The sequence below is a fragment of the Candidatus Fukatsuia endosymbiont of Tuberolachnus salignus genome, assembly GCF_964030845.1.
In the GTDB taxonomy this organism is placed as follows: domain Bacteria; phylum Pseudomonadota; class Gammaproteobacteria; order Enterobacterales; family Enterobacteriaceae; genus Fukatsuia; species Fukatsuia symbiotica.
In genome coordinates, this window is record NZ_OZ034983.1 from 2675633 (window position 1) to 2693032 (window position 17400).

25 protein-coding genes and 1 pseudogene are annotated in these 17400 nt (G+C 43.9%); 16 read left to right on the plus strand and 10 right to left on the minus strand.

Going from position 1 to position 17400, the window contains the following annotated elements:
- Window positions 1-33 precede the first annotated feature (33 nt).
- Entirely contained in the window at window positions 34-597 is a 564-nt protein-coding gene (locus AAHH42_RS12785) for a phage antirepressor KilAC domain-containing protein (RefSeq protein ID WP_342221298.1), read from the plus strand.
- Between the two features lie 68 nt (window positions 598-665).
- On the opposite strand, the pseudogene AAHH42_RS12790 reads toward AAHH42_RS12785, so the two are convergent.
- Window positions 666-992 (minus strand): annotated as a pseudogene (locus AAHH42_RS12790) (lysozyme); the annotation flags it as partial.
- Window positions 989-1192, minus strand: a complete 204-nt coding sequence (locus tag AAHH42_RS12795) for a class II holin family protein (protein ID WP_119797356.1) — start codon at window positions 1190-1192, stop codon at window positions 989-991. The gene AAHH42_RS12795 and the pseudogene AAHH42_RS12790, both read right to left, overlap by 4 nt.
- Window positions 1193-1637: 445 nt before the next feature.
- Here AAHH42_RS12795 and AAHH42_RS12800 point away from each other — a divergent pair, with 445 nt between their 5' ends.
- On the plus strand, window positions 1638-3359 hold the full coding sequence (locus AAHH42_RS12800) for a hypothetical protein (protein WP_342221299.1): 1722 nt from the start codon (window positions 1638-1640) through the stop codon (window positions 3357-3359).
- Between the two features lie 330 nt (window positions 3360-3689).
- On the opposite strand, the gene AAHH42_RS12805 is transcribed toward AAHH42_RS12800, so the two are convergent.
- The 8 genes from AAHH42_RS12805 to AAHH42_RS12840 form a co-directional block, all read right to left on the minus strand.
- Entirely contained in the window at window positions 3690-4712 is a 1023-nt protein-coding gene (locus tag AAHH42_RS12805; protein ID WP_119797580.1) for an IS630 family transposase, read from the minus strand.
- A gap of 115 nt (window positions 4713-4827) precedes the next feature.
- Window positions 4828-5316, minus strand: a complete 489-nt coding sequence (locus AAHH42_RS12810) for an antiterminator Q family protein (RefSeq protein WP_342221300.1) — start codon at window positions 5314-5316, stop codon at window positions 4828-4830.
- A complete protein-coding gene (locus AAHH42_RS12815) occupies window positions 5313-5675 on the minus strand; it encodes a RusA family crossover junction endodeoxyribonuclease (RefSeq protein ID WP_342221125.1) in 363 nt (120 codons plus the stop codon). Before AAHH42_RS12815 ends, AAHH42_RS12810 begins: the two co-directional genes overlap by 4 nt.
- Window positions 5676-5709: 34 nt before the next feature.
- Window positions 5710-6675 carry an ATP-binding protein gene (locus AAHH42_RS12820; RefSeq protein ID WP_342221124.1) on the minus strand — a complete coding sequence of 322 codons (966 nt, stop codon included), beginning with the start codon at window positions 6673-6675 and terminating at the stop codon, window positions 5710-5712.
- A complete protein-coding gene (locus AAHH42_RS12825) occupies window positions 6587-7465 on the minus strand; it encodes a helix-turn-helix domain-containing protein (protein ID WP_119797011.1) in 879 nt (292 codons plus the stop codon). The genes AAHH42_RS12820 and AAHH42_RS12825 overlap by 89 nt, the downstream gene beginning before the upstream one ends.
- A gap of 10 nt (window positions 7466-7475) precedes the next feature.
- Window positions 7476-8180: a phage antirepressor KilAC domain-containing protein gene (locus AAHH42_RS12830; RefSeq protein WP_342222078.1), complete on the minus strand. Its 705-nt coding sequence runs from the start codon at window positions 8178-8180 to the stop codon at window positions 7476-7478.
- A 54-nt stretch (window positions 8181-8234) separates the two neighbouring features.
- Complete coding sequence (locus tag AAHH42_RS12835; protein ID WP_342221301.1) at window positions 8235-8681, minus strand: YmfL family putative regulatory protein; 447 nt, start codon at window positions 8679-8681, stop codon at window positions 8235-8237.
- 139 nt (window positions 8682-8820) lie between these two features.
- Window positions 8821-9069: a YdaS family helix-turn-helix protein gene (locus AAHH42_RS12840; protein WP_119797009.1), complete on the minus strand. Its 249-nt coding sequence runs from the start codon at window positions 9067-9069 to the stop codon at window positions 8821-8823.
- An 86-nt stretch (window positions 9070-9155) separates the two neighbouring features.
- On the opposite strand from AAHH42_RS12840, the gene AAHH42_RS12845 reads away from it, so the two are divergent.
- From AAHH42_RS12845 to AAHH42_RS12910, 14 genes are all read left to right on the plus strand, one after another.
- The gene (locus AAHH42_RS12845) at window positions 9156-9824 is read left to right on the plus strand and encodes a LexA family transcriptional regulator (protein WP_342221302.1); all 669 of its coding nucleotides are present in this window, start codon (window positions 9156-9158) and stop codon (window positions 9822-9824) included.
- Between the two features lie 318 nt (window positions 9825-10142).
- The gene (locus AAHH42_RS12850; protein WP_342221303.1) at window positions 10143-10466 is read left to right on the plus strand and encodes a hypothetical protein; all 324 of its coding nucleotides are present in this window, start codon (window positions 10143-10145) and stop codon (window positions 10464-10466) included.
- A 36-nt stretch (window positions 10467-10502) separates the two neighbouring features.
- The gene (locus tag AAHH42_RS12855; protein ID WP_275887663.1) at window positions 10503-10637 is read left to right on the plus strand and encodes a hypothetical protein; all 135 of its coding nucleotides are present in this window, start codon (window positions 10503-10505) and stop codon (window positions 10635-10637) included.
- A 124-nt stretch (window positions 10638-10761) separates the two neighbouring features.
- The gene (locus AAHH42_RS12860) at window positions 10762-11067 is read left to right on the plus strand and encodes a hypothetical protein (RefSeq protein ID WP_342221061.1); all 306 of its coding nucleotides are present in this window, start codon (window positions 10762-10764) and stop codon (window positions 11065-11067) included.
- Window positions 11057-11671: an ERF family protein gene (locus AAHH42_RS12865; protein WP_342221062.1), complete on the plus strand. Its 615-nt coding sequence runs from the start codon at window positions 11057-11059 to the stop codon at window positions 11669-11671. The genes AAHH42_RS12860 and AAHH42_RS12865 overlap by 11 nt, the downstream gene beginning before the upstream one ends.
- Window positions 11671-12117, plus strand: coding sequence for a hypothetical protein (locus tag AAHH42_RS12870; protein ID WP_342221063.1), 447 nt, complete (start codon window positions 11671-11673; stop codon window positions 12115-12117). Before AAHH42_RS12865 ends, AAHH42_RS12870 begins: the two co-directional genes overlap by 1 nt.
- A 44-nt stretch (window positions 12118-12161) precedes the next feature.
- The gene (locus AAHH42_RS12875) at window positions 12162-12782 is read left to right on the plus strand and encodes a lambda exonuclease family protein (protein ID WP_342221064.1); all 621 of its coding nucleotides are present in this window, start codon (window positions 12162-12164) and stop codon (window positions 12780-12782) included.
- A gap of 110 nt (window positions 12783-12892) precedes the next feature.
- Window positions 12893-13876 carry an Rpn family recombination-promoting nuclease/putative transposase gene (locus tag AAHH42_RS12880; protein ID WP_342221304.1) on the plus strand — a complete coding sequence of 328 codons (984 nt, stop codon included), beginning with the start codon at window positions 12893-12895 and terminating at the stop codon, window positions 13874-13876.
- Window positions 13877-14241: 365 nt separating this feature from the next.
- On the plus strand, window positions 14242-14448 hold the full coding sequence (locus AAHH42_RS12885) for an ORF6N domain-containing protein (protein WP_119797157.1): 207 nt from the start codon (window positions 14242-14244) through the stop codon (window positions 14446-14448).
- A gap of 269 nt (window positions 14449-14717) precedes the next feature.
- Complete coding sequence (locus AAHH42_RS12890; protein ID WP_342221305.1) at window positions 14718-15482, plus strand: Rha family transcriptional regulator; 765 nt, start codon at window positions 14718-14720, stop codon at window positions 15480-15482.
- A 159-nt stretch (window positions 15483-15641) separates the two neighbouring features.
- The gene (locus AAHH42_RS12895) at window positions 15642-15908 is read left to right on the plus strand and encodes a transcriptional regulator (RefSeq protein ID WP_342221025.1); all 267 of its coding nucleotides are present in this window, start codon (window positions 15642-15644) and stop codon (window positions 15906-15908) included.
- 137 nt (window positions 15909-16045) lie between these two features.
- Entirely contained in the window at window positions 16046-16477 is a 432-nt protein-coding gene (locus AAHH42_RS12900; protein ID WP_342221026.1) for a PAS domain-containing protein, read from the plus strand.
- Window positions 16438-16746, plus strand: a complete 309-nt coding sequence (locus AAHH42_RS12905) for a hypothetical protein (protein ID WP_342221027.1) — start codon at window positions 16438-16440, stop codon at window positions 16744-16746. The genes AAHH42_RS12900 and AAHH42_RS12905 overlap by 40 nt, the downstream gene beginning before the upstream one ends.
- 257 nt (window positions 16747-17003) lie before the next feature.
- Complete coding sequence (locus AAHH42_RS12910) at window positions 17004-17201, plus strand: hypothetical protein (RefSeq protein ID WP_342221028.1); 198 nt, start codon at window positions 17004-17006, stop codon at window positions 17199-17201.
- Window positions 17202-17400 lie beyond the last annotated feature (199 nt).

The window sequence follows — 17400 nt, forward strand, 5'->3', positions numbered from 1 at the left end:
CCAGGCAGTCGCCCTACACAAACACACGGCGTGATGATGAACCCATTATCAAACGCAGTCAACCCCAGCATGGGGAGTCGAGAGATAGCCGATTTAGTGGAGTCTCGTCACGACAATGTGAAAAGAGCCATTGAGCGCTTGGTTGAAAAGGGGATTATCAGACTTCCTCCAATGGAGGAGGTTAAAAATCAATTAGGCCAATACGTTTTTGAATACAGGGTAGGTAAACGTGATAGCTATGTGGTGGTCGCCCAACTCTCCCCTGAATTTACCGCCCGCGTAGTCGATCGTTGGCAGCAACTGGAAGAGAAAGCGGCCTACTCGTTTTTACCGGTCGATTATTTATCAGCCTTGAAAACATTAACGCAAGAGGTTGAGCGACGCCAACGGCTAGAAAACCCGTTAGCACGGGCTGCCCCTAAGATAGATTTCGCCGACCGTGTGAGCGAGGCCAGTGGCATTCTGGTGGGCAATTTTGCCAAGCTGATGGGCCTTCGTCCCAACAAATTGTTTGTTTGGTTACGCAAAAATCACGTGCTAATGGGTATTCCTTCTCGCAGAAATGTGCCTCGATATAGCAGGCGCCATGTAACGTGATCTCTTTTGTTAATAAATATTATTTAATATCAATATGTTATTGCTGATTTTTATAATCAACTTATACGGCCCCTGCTATACGGACAAAATGAAGCAATACCGGCTTTCTGAGCGTCGCTTAACGGCACCTGAACATGACGTTCTACCCAGGCGATCGCTTTATCTACCTCAAATTTGTTAACCTGCTCGCATTTCTCTGCACTGAGTTGCAGGCCTTGCATTACCGGCTTGTCATCAACTCGTGTCGCACCGCGGCAAATCGTCCACACATTCGCGCCGTCTCGATAGGCCGTCAGCCGATTGCCTTCTTTTTCATGCAAAAATTGTGTAAGGATGGCGGTCGCTGTCGCCCCTGCCAAAATCAGTCCCAGCATGGGTTTGCTTAGCTTGCTCATTTGCCTGTTGCGCTCTTACGCCGGTCTTCTTTAATCTTGAAATACAGATTGGTCAAATAGGTCAGCACCGCCAGCGAGACGCCCGCCAGCACGCCAATGGCGTTCCATTGTTCCGGGCTGTAGCTGTTTAGCAAACCATTCAGAATGCTACCGGCTGAGGCCCCGTAGGCAACGCCTGTCGTCAGTTTTTCCATGCTCATTCTCGTCTCTCAGTGGGAATACCGTTTCCCGCTAGGGGTCGGGGGTGGTGTCATAGAAATAGTGTCGCTTCCCTGGCCACTTATATACTCATTACCATTCGAAACACTGGAAAAATTAGATTTCGAATTTAATGTAAAATTATGATTTTAATCATAAAGTAATAATATTATTCTAAATACAAAAACCAGTATCTTCATGTCAAATGGGTATATCTCGTGAATTAAAAAGATATAGCACTGATGGGTATTGGAGAAAGGTGCTAAATGTGAAAAAGACCACGCGATTCGCAACCTTAAATGAGCGTTTTTTGAAAGCGTATTACAAAAATATTCTGTATAAAGTCTCTTTGTATTAATACGTAAAGATACGTAACTATTATATTGCTAAACGTAAATAGGTTATTTGAAAGTAGAATTTTATCGATTAGACTCGCTCGGACGGTGATTGTTTAGTACTTTTAACCATCACCCATTAAATATAAATAATCTAATTAAATTTTTCATTCAATTGCATAGCAATTTATTACCTATTTCATTACCAGAGAAGAAAAGTAAAATGCCATTTGGAACGTTACCTATAAATCATGATACATATACTAGTCCTGAAGCTCTCCTAGATTCTCAACATCTACGACAGCTAAGAACAGCTCCTGGAGCTTTCGGGTTCAATTTAACTGACGCAAAACAAGCATCAGGCGTACATGTTAAGGAGACCCCTTGTCAAGGAAAAGAGGCCCCTTATCGAGAATGGATGAAAACTTCGCCTAACAATCCTGATGTTGTCGTTCATCCTAATGTAGATGCAGTGTCTATTAATCAATCTACATTAGCTCAACAGCATTCACGAACCAGTTCTTCAGGTACAAATGACGACCATCAATTCTTTCCGTATGAAACTCTATCCAAGGGAATGCCATGTTTTTCTCAGTCTTCTCAGAGGGGAGGTGCAAGTAATGATAGTGGTAATGGACAAGTTTCTTCTGTTTTAAAAACCAAGTTGACACACGTTTCCACTTTTACAGGTTCTCGCCATCATCCTTACAGGCAAGTTCACGAAAGCTACGGTAGTGGTAATCTCGATTTACCTAGAGCTCCTGATCCTGATGCGGAGCTTCCAGATTTGAGAAATGATGTGTTTGATTTTTTTAGTAAGTTGGACACAGCAACAGATAGCAGTCCTTCGGCAAAGTTGCTACAGCCAGCCTCCCCCTCCTCCTCCTCTTTTTCTCAAAGATCGTTCCATGCTGATAGTGATCTTCACGCCGCTCCAGTAATGAAAAATCCAGTTTTTCCATCTACTATTCCACAACCTACGGTTCGAATGGCTGTAAGCACTGCTAATCTTAGCCTTTTACAGCAATTACCTTCGCAGTTTTCACAAACCGCGAATACAAGCACTACCACTACCGCTAGTACCCGTACCATCTTGGAGAAACCGAATAAATTAACTGCTGAAGATGAAAAGATAGTGGAGCAATTGTCACAGGAAGAATCAACACTAGATGTATCATGGGTAAAAACACTCGTGGTGTCTAATTCTAATCTAATTTTGATTATCAAAACAGCCCTGGAAAAAGTAAGAGATTGTAATAAAGAGAAAGGAAACGGTCATGAACTATTTAATGCCTCAGAGAACTTACACTTGCTGGTAGCAATAGTTTCTTATAACTGGGATAAATCAGTCACAGAAAAAAACTTATGTGTATCTCATCGCACTATAGAAAATTGGATAAATAAGTTTAGACAATATAATAATATTAATTTACCTTTAAATACTCAGATAGCATCGACGAAAGAAATCTTAGATTTTATAAATCAAATTAATAAAAATACTGGCCGCAAACCGTCTCTTCTTAGTAAGCGTATTTTAAACATATTTAATGCCTTAGATACAAACATTCAACAAAAAGTTTTAAAAGCTAGATTGAAACAATGGAGTTCAGATAAAAGTCAGAGTAAGTCTATATTCCAGAATTTTTCGTGGAGAATTATGCATATTATTTATTGTGGTAATGCCTATTCTCAAGAATATTCTGGTGTCTTTAATGCGTCTATTAATCTAGGTGTCCCGCGAAAGCAGGCAGCTACATTAGCTAAAGATCGGAAACTTTACATTGATGCAATGCAATCGCATCTAAATCCTATTGACGACGGCACTCGAACGTGATCTGTTTTAAATTTTTCAAAGTATAACTTGAGCATCTATATTAGAAATCAAGAGAATTAAGCAAGATTTTCAACTCGCAGACTTCATAAATCAAGCAAATAAAGTTTTTCAATATCATCCATAATAGTCTCGATCTTTAATGAAACAATCCAGCCATCTCTTTGTGGAGAGTTTTTATTTAAAAAATCGAATATTAGCGTTTTATCTATAATTTCTTATCCAAAATTCAGGTTAGATATTTAGATTCGATTGCCCTGACAAAACTCCGACGCGACGGCGAAGGTCAAGGTTTTACAGCTGCTAGTTATCAATACATATACCCAAGTGAAATCAAGATGCAGGATTTAGCGCCTGGAAATTATCGTTTAAGCGAGATACCAGAGAACTTGCCATTTGTGGTAGCTTCACTTCAAAGAAGTTTAAGATATCGTTCTTAAAACTCTGTTTAGATGGGTAATATCTATTGTTTCGTGTTTGCTCATTCATCACCTTCCACAATCGCTCTATCGGGTTTAGATTCGGGCTATACGGCGGAAGGTAATGAAGCTGGATATTCAACGTAAGCGCGGCGTCTTGCACAAGCTGTGAACGGTGATAGCCTGCACCCTCGAGGATCACATGTGCCGTTGTCGTGATGGGATAATGCGCGCGAATGGCAGACAGGAAGTGAACCACATTTTCGCTGTTAATCGTCTCATCATCACGGATTATGGGGTTAGCCACATTCTGGATGTTCAAGGCTCCCATGATATTCAACCGCGTTCTGCTCCCGGTGGTCTCTATCGTTTTATCCTGGCCTTTTCGTATCCAGCCGTAGCTTATTTTGGTGGTTTGTGTCGGATGAACGGCATCAATAAACAGTATGGGGTCATTACCCGCGGCGTCTTTCAATTCGCTGTAGGTCTTTATAAATTGCTGCTGTTTCTCAACGGCAAATTTATGCGGAACACCTTTCGGCTTTTTATAGCTAAAGCCATGCTGCTTCAACCCTTTATACAGACCTGATACGGTAAAGGTGATGTTCCAGCGTCCAGCGATATACGCCACAATTTGGTGATTGTGGTGGTAGAGCGGCTGGGTGAGATGTTCAACCAGCGACGTGGTCTGTTCCGCATTGAGATAGCCATCGGAGCCGCCATTTTCAGGCTTGAGCTTGTTGAGTTTATGATAGTCTGTAAGGTGGCGCCGCACCGTGGTTTCATTAATGAGCTGTGAGTGAGCAATCATAGGGGGAGTCCAGCCGTCTGCGGACAACAAAACACACCGGATCCTGTCACAGACACGGCGGTCATGGCTTTGACGATGTTGGGCTTCGAGGGTAATTTTCTGGTCAGCAGTCAGCTCTATTTTCATGGCTATGAGCATGATCCTTATCGACTTCAAAATCAAGCATCTTCATTGATCACGGGTATAGACACGGCAGGATATCCTGCAATCATTGCTCATTTGCTCTTTTCAGTCAATAGCATTACGCCACTTTTTTAATTTTACCGACACGTTTGCGACATTTAAACGCCTGTTCTATAGAATTATGAAGTAGATACAGACTTTCCTCTAGTATCTGGTCGACTTCTCTACGACAGGTAGCGAGTGAAGGCTTTTTAAATCGGTTGCCTCCTCGTGTGCTGATATTGCGCGGTATAGCGGCTTTCTGGCTATAAACCGCTATCGAATAACGGGAAAGGCGTTGTACGTAGTAACTGAGCAGGATGCCAAAAGCCTGGTTATCCACCGGTATCACCGTATCCACCACCCGAGAAATCAACAACCCGTCATCATCATTACACATTGGCCTGGTAGGATTTTCTTGCTGCTTTTTTGTCGCCATACAGTGGGCGATGAGGCTACTCTGTGGCTTCTCCAATCGACCGCTGTATACCCAGGCTCCCCAGCGTTCCAGCCAGCTGTTAACCCAGTGATACTGCTCATTATTGAGCCTAAGTTGTGTGACGTTCATGCTGCCTCCTGTTCCGTTATGATTATCTCCCTCCTGCCGCCTTGCACCTGTTCACCCCGAATGATGTGCAGGTCATCAATCACACTGTCATCGGCAATCATGCCCGCGTGTACCAAGGCATCCAACGGTGCCTTTAGCAGATTATCTAAATCGCGTTTCCTGCGGTATGGGACATGAACTCGTACCTTGACACGAAGTTTGCTTTTTAGGCACAGGGTAAGCCCCTTACGTGCAATTAACGCAATAACCTCGGTACGGTACTGCCTGCCCTGTTTGCTGATGTAATGTCGGCCTCTGGCATGTCGCCAATAGGTATTCACTGTCGGCGGGTAAGGCAGCACTATTCGATATTCATTCATGTTTCATCTGTCTCTACTGGCGCCGGTTGATGTGTTATGCCGTCCTGACCCGATAGCTCTCCCAGGTAAACGCCAAAGTACAACCGCCACCTTCGTTCATTCTGTCCAGTACTCGCTCACCGAGGTAAGTCGTTAAGTCTTCTTTCGGCAAATTGCTCAGCAGCAGCGTCGGTTTCATGTTTTCATAGCGGGTGTTGATGATTTCAAATAAAATCAGCTTTTCGGCCTCACTGCCAAACTGCACACCGATTTCATCGATAATCAACATGTCGACACCGGTGTAGTGCTTAATCACCTCGGATTCGGTTTGGGTGGCGTCTTTCGCCCAGGTGCTCTTGACCTCTCGAGTAATACGTAGCGCGGATGTCAGAACAACCGAGGCGTGGTGTGTCGTAATGATGTGTTTAGCAATCGCAACCGCCAGATGATTTTTTCCTGTCCCGGGTTTGCCGCACATCACCAACCCACCGCCTTGCGCTAAACGCTCATGCCATTTTTGTGCATAGGCCTGGCATACCTTCTGGCAACGCAAGGATTCAGCATTAATCGGCTGATAAGACTCAAAACTGGCAGTGGTAAAGCGCGCAGGGATACCCGTCTGGCTCAGCAAATTTTTAATCAATTGGGCCTGATTTCGCTGCTGGTCTGAGGCGATATTCTTTTTCAATACGGTGATTTTTTCGTGTAAACACGCCGGACAGTCCGTTTTCTGTTGCACGTTGGCAAAGCCCTGCAGGGTTCGACAGCGTTGTTCAAAAGCCCCGTGTTGTGGGCAGAGGACCTCTGCTACATCAACCCGAACCCCTGCTATTTCCTTCAGCGGGGCACGGGCACTTTTCAACCGGTCTTCAAGAAAAGTGAGGTCTTGCTGCTGACGCGAATTTTCTATTTTTTCAATGACATTCATCACATTACCCTTCCATCCACGCCGGAAATACCGTGGTGCCGTAGTCTTTTTTGGCGAAGCGGTCGCCAGAAACCCGTTTGAAGGTGGTGCCATCCACTGCCCGTTTGTTCTGGTAATTCAGTTTCTGACTGGCGGTGCAAAACCAGCTTTTAGGCGTGTCGTGACGAAACTCTAAATCCAATCGTGTCAGCTCGTAGACCAAGTCCAAATGCGGGAATAGCGTTTGCCAGCTGTCGAAATCTTGCGGGGTCAGGCGGATTATCTTCCCTTCGAAGGCGTAACGGCTCGCTAGGCTGGTCTGAGTGTCAACGTGAGGGGAATTACGCTGAGCAGGAAAACAGTCAGGGTGGGGGATGGGGTCTTCTCGCTTGGCAGGACACTCATCGACTTTGATTGCACAAATTTTGCTCGCAGTTGGGGTGTTAGGTTCTATGACAGGTTCTATGACTGGTTCAAAAGAATGACTGATTCTGGGTGTTCCTGATTCACCCCTTCCTGGTGTTCCAGATGCGCTACCCCGTGTGCCAGATACTCCACCCAGCGTTCTTGATTCACCAGGAGGTGAACCTGTATCCTCCCCGGGTGACTTATTTTCACCCTTCACTTTTGGGGCATTGTTTAACGTCAAATGATAAACATTCGATTTATTCACGCCCTGCTCATTTTTACGATATTCAATCCACAGCAAGCCGTCTACTGCCAACTGGTGAAGATGTTTTTGTACCGAGCGATCTGTCATTTCACACTGATGAGCGATATAGGGCACTGACGGCCAGCATTCGCCTTGGTCGTTGGCATTATCAGCCAATTTGAGTAAAATCAGTTTTCTCAGCGGATTCCCCACTTTGATACTCATGGCGTGTGTCATTAATTTCATACTCATTGTCTATTCCCTATGCCGCGTTTGTGATCGTTTTCAATAAGCCTGCTTCACATAGCTTTTTTGTTAGCCACGCTTGGCCCTTGCCGGTCAGTAGCGGGGTGAAGGTGATTTTCATCCCGTGCTCCGTCTCGATGGGCGTTTCTCTGAAGGTGAAATAGTCCCGCTCCAGGTACTCCTGTCGAGGCACATTTCTGCGAGAAGGAATACCCATTAGCACGTGATTTTTGCGTAACCAAACAAACAATTTGTTGGGACGAAGGCCCATCAGCTTGGCAAAATTGCCCACCAGAATGCCACTGGCCTCGCTCACACGGTCGGCGAAATCTATCTTAGGGGCAGCCCGTGCTAACGGGTTTTCTAGCCGTTGGCGTCGCTCAACCTCTTGCGTTAATGTTTTCAAGGCTGATAAATAATCGACCGGTAAAAACGAGTAGGCCGCTTTCTCTTCCAGTTGCTGCCAACGATCGACTACGCGGGCGGTAAATTCAGGGGAGAGTTGGGCGACCACCACATAGCTATCACGTTTACCTACCCTGTATTCAAAAACGTATTGGCCTAATTGATTTTTAACCTCCTCCATTGGAGGAAGTCTGATAATCCCCTTTTCAACCAAGCGCTCAATGGCTCTTTTCACATTGTCGTGACGAGACTCCACTAAATCGGCTATCTCTCGACTCCCCATGCTGGGGTTGACTGCGTTTGATAATGGGTTCATCATCACGCCGTGTGTTTGTGTAGGGCGACTGCCTGGTCCGCAGTCGCGGTGTTTTTACTTACTGTAAACCTGCAGCGTGGCGCGAACTTCACCGTCTCGTGTTGCGATGTGTTTACGGTGAGCATCCAGAATTTTCTGTTGGGCTTGTTCATTAATCCCCCCGTGGTCCCTAATCGCATCAAGAATTAACTGGTCGACAGCACTGCGTTTCACCGTGGTATGTAATCCCATATGGTGTAGTTCTACCGCGTCGACATCACCGGCGGAGGGAATAGGAACAACCAAGGCATCTGACCGCTCGGCAAAATACTCTGCAACTAACGTTGACTGACTCAATGTTTGCAAGGCCAATAGCTCATCAATGCTAAAGAATCGACAGCCTTTGCTTTCGTATAACCGATTGTTAAACTTGGATTCCGGCATACCAAGATAAGCCGCCGCTACACTTCTCCCGCCTTCAATACGCTCACACATTTGATTAATTAGTTCGCGTTTTTCCATAATGTCAGTGCTGCCTCTGTAGTTATGTTTATACTCAAATTGTGTGATAGTTGCTTGTGCTAGGCCTTTCTTCGTTTCCCATCCAGTACTCTTTTCTGGTGTGTTAATGAGTTTGCTTGATGGAATAAATTAAAGTTTCCTATGTGTACTGCTTTTTTATTGGTAATTCTTCAGCTTGTAACTTAATAGTAAAATTTTCGTAGATATCTGGACGGAGTTGATTTTTGGTAACTCCACCCTGAGTCACTCCTTCTAGCCTTTTAGCAAGAGAAAAGCCTGCTTTCTTGTAGCCGTTGAAGACGAGCCTCAAATACTCTGTACTGCTGCCAACATGTCTAGCAAGAGCAAGCTGTTCTGATTTAGTCAGGTTGTTCCAATACTCTTTCATTTGTACCTCCAGGATACATTATGCACTACTTAAATGAATCTTCAAGACCCTTGTACCTTATCAGTACATATAGTTGAATGGTAAGCATGAAAACTAATGATAAAATCAGGCAAGATAACGCTAGAAAGCTACGTGATAGCACGGGCGGAAATAAATCCTTTTCGATGCTGCTTGACCGTGAAGCGACACAAATAAGTCGTATTATCGGCAAAAATCCCACTAAAAAGATTGGGGATGATTTGGCGCGCCATATTGAAAAATGTTTTTCTTTACCTGTAGGTTGGCTAGATAAAGAACACCTGGCTACTGATACTGCTACCTTCCAAGACATATCGACCATAAATTTTGAGATAAGGATGATCCCGATTATCTCTTGGGTACAAGCAGGAGCATGGACTGAAATCAATCATACGGAGGTGGATTTGAGCTTGACAGAAAAGTATCCGTGCCCAATTCCTTGTGGAAAAATGACGTACATTCTACGAGTTATAGGTGATTCAATGATTGATGAATACAAACCCGGGGATATGATTTTTGTGGATCCCGAAGTGGCACCGGTTCATGGTGACGATGTTGTTGCTTTATGTATTGATTCATCCGAAGCCACGTTTAAACGACTTGTAGAAGACAGTGGGAAAAAATACCTCAAAGCCTTAAACAAAAATTGGCCAGAGCAATACATCAAAATAAACGGTAATTGTTCAATAATTGGGACTGTAATTTTTTCTGGTAAACCAAGACGTTATAAGCGCTAACTAAATTTTTATGAAATTAACCCGCTTTATGCGGGTTTTTTTGTGCTTGACAATGTACTTTATTGGTACATAATGTATCAAAAAGAAACATTATGTACCAACGCGAAGCAGGCAAGGAAAGCCCATGAAGTAGCCGTCCGAGGCGTATGAAAATCGGAATGATTCGCGAAATAGAATACCCGCTTTACCCCGCTCAGGCGGATGCTCTTTAACAATTTGGAGTTTGGTAGCACTGACAAAGTGCACCCTTGCGTTCACCCGTTGGTTTCTGAATAGGTTGTGTCACCAGCTTATCCAGAAATCAATCGGAGGTAAGTTATGGCAACGATTATTTACAAGCCATCGAGACGCAAGGCAACGTATGGCGGTAATGCCAAATACCGCAGACATCAACGCCGTAAAGCACAGGCTATCTCTCGCGAAGCGATCGAAAACAGCCTTGGTCGGAGAGTGGGCCATCACGCAAAAATAGCGCGTGCTCAACCTCGCTCAGAGGTAGATCGGGCGATTGCTCTAGCGACGACCTTTCCTTTACGTAAAAAGCCACAGGACAGCCTGTACAACCGGCTGATGCCAAGAGCCTGGTTATTTTCGGTTCGAGGAACCCGCAGGACAAACAAAGTTATCACCGCTTCTGCTTAGCAGGGGCGTTATTGAATTAACCCACAAAGGTGAACAATGAACGATTTTTTAAGCGAACACCGTATCACCCTATGGCCTTACAGCACGCCTGCGGAAAAACCCAAACGCAATCAATTCATTGACCTTTTTATCTGGCTAAAAAAAACACTCAACCAACGAGGTGAACCATGATTTTTACTATCCAAGATAACGCATTAATCATCATGATCAACGGTGTGAAGCGAGTTTTCCTTAACAGCGAGCGGGGCTATGCCCGCATGTCTCAAGCGTATTGTAAAAGCAGAGGGCGACTGGCATGACACCCGAGACGCTTATTGAAGCACGAAAAATAATGAACACGTTCAGTGATCAAGATTGGCACAACATTAATGAACAGGCGGAAGAGTGGGACAAATATTTCACCTTTGACCACATCGCCCAGCTCTTTAAAAAATTGCCCCATTTTGATAGTGAGGCTTTGTCCCTCGCCTTGGCTGACACTGAACCCGATGACATCGATGAGGCATTTTTCAGCATTTTTATCTCAAAAGCAAAGTGGATGTTAGCCAAAGAACGGCTCTACCACCGTGATGAATACAATGAGGTCTATTATGGAGAATAAAGCATTTTATCTTAAGCTAGCGACTATTCAACGTGAACTCAATGCACCGAAAAATCAATATAATACCTTTGGCAAATACCACTACCGCAGCTGTGAAGACATTTTGGAAGGCGTTAAACCGCTGCTGGGCGACCTGTTTTTATCAATAAGTGATGAAATCGTACAAATGGGCGATCGCTATTACGTCAAAGCGACTGCAACCTTGACGGACGGTGAAAATTCGTTTCAGGCCTCCGCAATTGCACGGGAAGAATTGAACAAAAAAGGCATGGATGCGGCACAGCTGACCGGGGCAACCAGCTCCTACGCGCGCAAGTACTGCCTGAACGGCCTGTTTGCGATTGATGATGCCAAAGATGCCGACACCGAAGCTTACAAGCAGCAAGAAAACAAGGGGACCCCACAAACGAAGCCCACCGCTGCACGCACCCCAGAACAATACCTCACCGATTTCACCCACTGGGCGCATCAATGCAAGGATAAAGTGGCCTTACAGGGGGCTTATAACCGACTAAGCCAGTTGCTTATCCAGCAGCCTGATTTAGCACAAAAAGCCAACGACATTTATCTCACCCACTCAGCAACCTTAGAAAAGGCAGCCTAATGGCACATACCATCACCCTCAAACTCCAACAGGCCGCCAGAGAATTTGCGGCCACTGACGCCATCGGCTTCGCCCTACGGGGTGGCGTTAAATACTACGATCGCAAATTAAAAACCCATGCTTTCACTAACTACCAGGCGGTACTGTTCGCCAAAGCCGGCAATCAAGCAGATTTTTACCGCGAAACACTCAACCCAGGCGCCATCGTTGAGCTCTTCGGTGAAAGCATCAAAATCGACACCTACGAAGGAAAAAACGGGCAAGCGATCGTCCTGGAACTGAACAATGCCCGATTAGGTTTTATCGAAGCGGGTGGAACACAACCACAAGGACAGCAGCGGCAACAAAATCAGCAGTTGTGGGGACAGGCGTCTATGAAGGCGGTGTCACAGCAGCAATGTAACCCCACGCCACCGATTGCGTTTGATGAACCCATTCCCTTTTAAATCAAACTCAGTCTTTACGGATAACACAGCTATCGAGGTAAAAAATGGAACAACGAACAGACGAGTGGTTTGCTGCCCGCTGTGGCAAGGTCACAGCCAGCAAATTGGCAGAGGTGATGGCAAAAGTCAAAACAGGCGACGCCGCAACGCGAAAAAAATACAGGGCCGAGCTGATTTGCCAGCGTCTGACGGGGAAACGGGAAGACACCTTTGTCACACCTGAAATGAAGCACGGGACGGCACTGGAACCCGTCGCCCGTGAGGCTTACATCTTGCGTGAATTTGCAGTAGAAGTCACGGAGGTCGGTCTCGTCGACCACCCCACTATTGAGGGGTTTGCCGCCAGTCCCGACGGACTGGTTAATGAGGATGGCCTCATCGAAATCAAATGCCCAAAAACCTGGACACATCTGAAAACGATAAGAACAGGTGAACCAGAAAAAAAATACCGCCTGCAAATGCATGCACAAATGCTGTGTACGGGGCGTCGATGGTGTGACTTTGTCAGCTATGATAATCGACTGCCTGACACATTAGCCTACTTCAAAAAGCGCATTCACTTTGATGAGGCACTGGGCAAGGAAATTGAAACAGAAGTGCGCAAATTTCTGCAAGAACTTGAAGATGAAATCGAACAGATTAAAACGTATGGAAAAGTGGCATGAAGATAACGCCACTAAAAAAAGTGGTCGTCAACATCAAAACAGGGGCAGAGATGGTATGATACAGGTCATGCCTTTCTGAAACGTCGTTATATTAAGCTTAGGATAAAGCGATGAAAGCAATAATTTCTCCTCACGACGCCTTCTGTAAGAAGTTTTTGGGCAATCTTGAGGTGGCACGAGACTTTTTGAAAACACATTTACCGCCCGCTATTTTGGAGAAATGTGACCTTTCTACACTGAAAGTAGAAGATTGCTCCTTTGTTGATGAAAATTTGAGACAATATTTCTCTGATATTGTTTATTCAATGCAGATGAACGACGGCAGCAAGGCGTACATTCAGTGTATTATCGAACATCAAAGCAACCCGCAACTTTTGATGACGTTTCGTGAATTACGCTATTGTGTGGGGATTTGGCAAAAATATTTTGACAAAAACCCGAACGAAAAATTACCTATTGTGGTGCCGATATTGTTTTATCACGGGAAAAGGCGGCCCTATCCTTACAGCAGGGATTTGATGGATTGTTTTGTTGACCCGGAGCTAGCCAGAGAAATCTACACCAAGCCGTTTCCTTTGGTGGATATTAGCGTTATTCCTGATGAGGAAATCATGACACACGGCCATGTGGCGTTGATGGAACTGGTGCAAAAACACATTTACATGCGTGATATGATAAACATTGTCGGACCCATTGCAGAACTATTGAATAAAGGTTATACAAACCGTGAATTGTTCCACGCTTTGCTCTATTATATCACCTACCAAGGGGAAACGAAGAATACTGAAAAGTTCTTCAAAGCGCTCGTGGATCAGACACCCACTTACCGTGAGGACATTATGACAATTGCACAACAACTCGAAAAACGGGGCGAAAAACGAGGCATAGAACAAGGTCTGGAACAAGGCATGCAACAAGGCATGCAACAGGGCATGCAACAGGGCATGCAACAGGGCATGCAACAGGGAGAAAAACAAGCGTCCTTAAAAATCGCGAAAGAACTTCTTGCTGACGGAGCAAGCAAAGAAAAGATTAAAAAATATACTGGACTTTCTGACCAAGATATTAAAGATATTGAAGTATTGCTACATTAAGGTGTCTTAACACCTGCTATACCCGGACGGGCTGAATGATGATTCAGCCTCGAGGAATATTTCGTTAAAGGTGTTAAATAACTTTAACTAGCGAATGCCGCATACATAAGTAGTGCGGTTTTTTTACGCCCATAGCGTGTTATGGGTCAGACAATGAGCAATTATACACCTTCAATAAAACTAAATTCACCTTTAGCCTACCATCTTTGTGATCGTTTCAAAGATGGGATGGTATTCGCCAATTTTGTTAATAGAAGCCTAAACGCTCAGCTCCCCGCTGGCACAACACCAAGACGTAATTAATCTCTCATCTCGGTAACGTACCGGGATTCTACGAATCGCAATTCATTTGTGAGGAATTTTGCATGCCAAATATCATTGATATTCATCAACAAGCCCCATTAAGTCCCGAAAACTTACCCGTTATTATCTATCACCACAAGCGGGTTATCACCACTGAACTGTTAGCACAAGGATACGGTACGGATAGTAATAACATTCAGCAAAATTTTAAACGGAATAAAGAGAGATTCATTGAGAGTAAGCATTATAGCAGGGGCCATGTAACATGATTTATTTTACCAGTAAATATTATTTAATATCAATGTATTAGTGTAAATTTTTACAGTCAACTTATACGGCCATTGCTATATCACAAGGTAGAAGGTGAAGAGCTTAAAGCGTTCAGGAACTAATTGACAGTCATTCGGTTAATAAACACACAACACGCTGGAACCATCCCAAGATGGATACCTTCTCGGTTATCGGATGGGAAGTGCCCGCAAACCCCACTTCACTGATGAGTTAATCACCATATAAGTTCAAGATAAGGAATTTCTCTATGTCAAATGTCATCACTATCTATCAACAGGTAAAAATGTCTAGCCGTGAAATTGCTCGACTAACGGGTAAACGTCATGATCATGTGCTAGTCGACTGCCGAAAAATGTTCGAATCGCTCAATATTCAATCTCCCGAGTTTTCGGGAGATTACAAAGACACCAATGGTCGCACTTATCAGGAATATTTACTTGACCAAGATTTAACCATGACATTGGTCATGGGTTACAGTATTCCACTTCGCCATAAAGTCGCCACACGCTGGCGGGAGCTGGAAGAGAAAGCAACACGGCCTGTCTGCATATTACCTAATTTCGAAGACCCCCCTGTTGCGGCTATGGCATGGGCAGAGCAGTTTCGCGAAAAAACCAGGTTAGCCTTAGTGAACAAAGAACAGGAAGCGGAATTACACGAGTTGAAAAACCTGTTTAAGGAAGGAATAACGACGACTCAGTTTTGCAAAATGCTCAACGGTATTAATACACAGCAGATTAATCACTGTTTAGCGGACAGAAATTGGCTTTATAACGAAAGTAAATCCCATACCCGCTGGCGTGCAACCTCTTATGCGCGTGACCGATATTTGACGGAACATCAACATAAAATCAGCATTCATAGCGGTGATGACTTTATCAAGTACCAACCCGTTTTACTGCGCAAAGGGGCAATCCGATTATTTGACCTCTACCGCAAAAATAAGCTGCCAATGAAAACCCATTGGGACGGACACTTCACCCACGAAAAAGAACTTGGCATCGCATCATAAACCCACGGAGTCACTCACCATGAAAACATAAATAGCCACAACAACTTACAAATAGCGACGGTGACGCAATCCCGTTTATATCACTTAACCCTAGCGCTAACAGAGGTGGGACTAACCACCCCTGTCAGCTAACCACCACAACCTACCACAGAGGCTACAATGGCTAACATCGATATTACCCAATTTCCTGAATTACGGGAAGTTTTTCCTGAATTAACACCGGTGCAATTTGAAACGGCGATGCTTTTCGCGTTAGGCGTGTCACAAAAAGACATCGCCTTATTACGTTCTGTGTCCTATCCCGCAGTGAAACAGACGTTGGCAAGTGCAAAACTCAAATTTGAACCGTATTCTCTGCATGGTCTGTTTACCGTATTTCATGTCCGCCTTGCGCTTTTTGCTTTGAAGGGATGTAGAAAGCGATAGCGTCTAGCATGATAAAAATAGAAAAGAGAGTCTCTCTCGTGGAGACTATTCCATTTTATTTTTCTAATTAGACTTTCGCACTGACTAAGTAATTTACCCTCTCCTAAATGGGCGTCATCCACAATGAAAGGGGCTGAATGGAGTTAGGACAGATGATGAAAAAAATAGCAAAGGTCTCAAGTTCATTGCCTCTGACATCAATGATGGAAAACAGTCAAGATGTTTGGGGAATAAAAGACAGTGACTCACGCTTTATTTATACCAATCGTGCTTTTTTTGACTTTTTAAATTTGCCACAAGGATTTGATGTAATAGGACGACGTGATGATGAACTTCCTACGTGTATTGCAGAATTTGCTTTAATAATTCAAAAACTGGAAAGAGAGGTTATAAAAAGCGGACAGAAAATTACCCTCATTAAAACGCATTTCTTTGGTCGTGAGCAGAAACTGCAACCTTATTTATACGAAACCTTTCCGTTGCATAATAAAGAAAGAAATGCATCGGCACCGTTTTTTATGGCAGAAAATTGGCTATTATTTCACTGCCACACTACGTGGATAAGCTGACTGCCACGCTATTATTGGAACCGCCCTCGAATCTCTTCACACAATCTGAACTGAGGATAGTCTTTTATTTATTACGCACGATGAGTGCCAAGGAAATAGGTAAAAAATTGGCACGTTCTCATCGCACAATAGAAAATAGAATTCGTATTCTATACCAAAAAGCGAAAGTGCATTCATTGCTGGACTTTAAACATTTTTGTCATCAAACCGGCTTTGACCGCACTGTTCCCCACGCGTTTATACGCCCCGGGATACAGTTTATTGAGTAGGAGGTTTTCTTATGAGCAACAGACAGAGCAGAGCGAGAAAACGAGCGTTAAAAGATAAGGTCTTGGAAGCTAAGCGAAATGAAAAAAAATTGGTTTACTCGATTAAGAAGTTGGTTTAAAAAGAGAAAAAAGCCTACACATCGATTGCCATAAAACCATTTTATTGCTTCTTCGAAAAATAATGCGTTTAGCGAAGGGCTTCGTCTTATCAATACAAGTGGAGTACTTACATATTATCTCTAAAAAAAGGAAGCGTTATGTTACAAGACGTGATGAAAGAACCGTCAGAGATGATTTATATTGGCGCGATACTCCACCAAGCACTTGAAACCTTTGCCGCGTCTGTCAGCGCTCATTGTGGATACAGAATCACTGCAGCTCATTTTGCTCAATACCTTATCGACCATTATGGTGAAATAGCCAAAGACACGATTATTGCCACATTGAAAAATTGAAAATGGATTTTATTACAGAATAAATAAAATAGCCTTCTTCATCAAGGCTATTTTTATTGGATAAATTTTATATGATTGCCTCATTATTCGACCTATAAAGAGAAGACCCTATTTTAATACTACCCCCTCATAACAATGAAAGACGCTATTATTTATTGATATTGATTATTCCTCTCATTATTTTTTATTCTTAAAATAA

Excerpts from the sequence above, each read along its gene's own strand:
- AAHH42_RS12785 (WP_342221298.1), top strand. The coding sequence starts at position 34 with ATGATGAACCCATTATCAAACGCAGTCAACCCCAGCATGGGGAGTCGA.
- AAHH42_RS12795 (WP_119797356.1), bottom strand. The coding sequence starts at position 1,192 with ATGAGCATGGAAAAACTGACGACAGGCGTTGCCTACGGGGCCTCAGCC.
- AAHH42_RS12805 (WP_119797580.1), bottom strand. The coding sequence starts at position 4,712 with ATGAAAATAGAGCTGACTGCTGACCAGAAAATTACCCTCGAAGCCCAA.
- AAHH42_RS12810 (WP_342221300.1), bottom strand. The coding sequence starts at position 5,316 with ATGAACGTCACACAACTTAGGCTCAATAATGAGCAGTATCACTGGGTT.
- AAHH42_RS12815 (WP_342221125.1), bottom strand. The coding sequence starts at position 5,675 with ATGAATGAATATCGAATAGTGCTGCCTTACCCGCCGACAGTGAATACC.
- AAHH42_RS12820 (WP_342221124.1), bottom strand. The coding sequence starts at position 6,675 with ATGGCACCACCTTCAAACGGGTTTCTGGCGACCGCTTCGCCAAAAAAG.
- AAHH42_RS12825 (WP_119797011.1), bottom strand. The coding sequence starts at position 7,465 with ATGAGTATGAAATTAATGACACACGCCATGAGTATCAAAGTGGGGAAT.
- AAHH42_RS12830 (WP_342222078.1), bottom strand. The coding sequence starts at position 8,180 with ATGAACCCATTATCAAACGCAGTCAACCCCAGCATGGGGAGTCGAGAG.
- AAHH42_RS12835 (WP_342221301.1), bottom strand. The coding sequence starts at position 8,681 with ATGGAAAAACGCGAACTAATTAATCAAATGTGTGAGCGTATTGAAGGC.
- AAHH42_RS12840 (WP_119797009.1), bottom strand. The coding sequence starts at position 9,069 with ATGAAAGAGTATTGGAACAACCTGACTAAATCAGAACAGCTTGCTCTT.
- AAHH42_RS12845 (WP_342221302.1), top strand. The coding sequence starts at position 9,156 with ATGAAAACTAATGATAAAATCAGGCAAGATAACGCTAGAAAGCTACGT.
- AAHH42_RS12850 (WP_342221303.1), top strand. The coding sequence starts at position 10,143 with ATGGCAACGATTATTTACAAGCCATCGAGACGCAAGGCAACGTATGGC.
- AAHH42_RS12855 (WP_275887663.1), top strand. The coding sequence starts at position 10,503 with ATGAACGATTTTTTAAGCGAACACCGTATCACCCTATGGCCTTACAGC.
- AAHH42_RS12860 (WP_342221061.1), top strand. The coding sequence starts at position 10,762 with ATGACACCCGAGACGCTTATTGAAGCACGAAAAATAATGAACACGTTC.
- AAHH42_RS12865 (WP_342221062.1), top strand. The coding sequence starts at position 11,057 with ATGGAGAATAAAGCATTTTATCTTAAGCTAGCGACTATTCAACGTGAA.
- AAHH42_RS12870 (WP_342221063.1), top strand. The coding sequence starts at position 11,671 with ATGGCACATACCATCACCCTCAAACTCCAACAGGCCGCCAGAGAATTT.
- AAHH42_RS12875 (WP_342221064.1), top strand. The coding sequence starts at position 12,162 with ATGGAACAACGAACAGACGAGTGGTTTGCTGCCCGCTGTGGCAAGGTC.
- AAHH42_RS12880 (WP_342221304.1), top strand. The coding sequence starts at position 12,893 with ATGAAAGCAATAATTTCTCCTCACGACGCCTTCTGTAAGAAGTTTTTG.
- AAHH42_RS12885 (WP_119797157.1), top strand. The coding sequence starts at position 14,242 with ATGCCAAATATCATTGATATTCATCAACAAGCCCCATTAAGTCCCGAA.
- AAHH42_RS12890 (WP_342221305.1), top strand. The coding sequence starts at position 14,718 with ATGTCAAATGTCATCACTATCTATCAACAGGTAAAAATGTCTAGCCGT.
- AAHH42_RS12895 (WP_342221025.1), top strand. The coding sequence starts at position 15,642 with ATGGCTAACATCGATATTACCCAATTTCCTGAATTACGGGAAGTTTTT.
- AAHH42_RS12900 (WP_342221026.1), top strand. The coding sequence starts at position 16,046 with ATGGAGTTAGGACAGATGATGAAAAAAATAGCAAAGGTCTCAAGTTCA.
- AAHH42_RS12910 (WP_342221028.1), top strand. The coding sequence starts at position 17,004 with ATGTTACAAGACGTGATGAAAGAACCGTCAGAGATGATTTATATTGGC.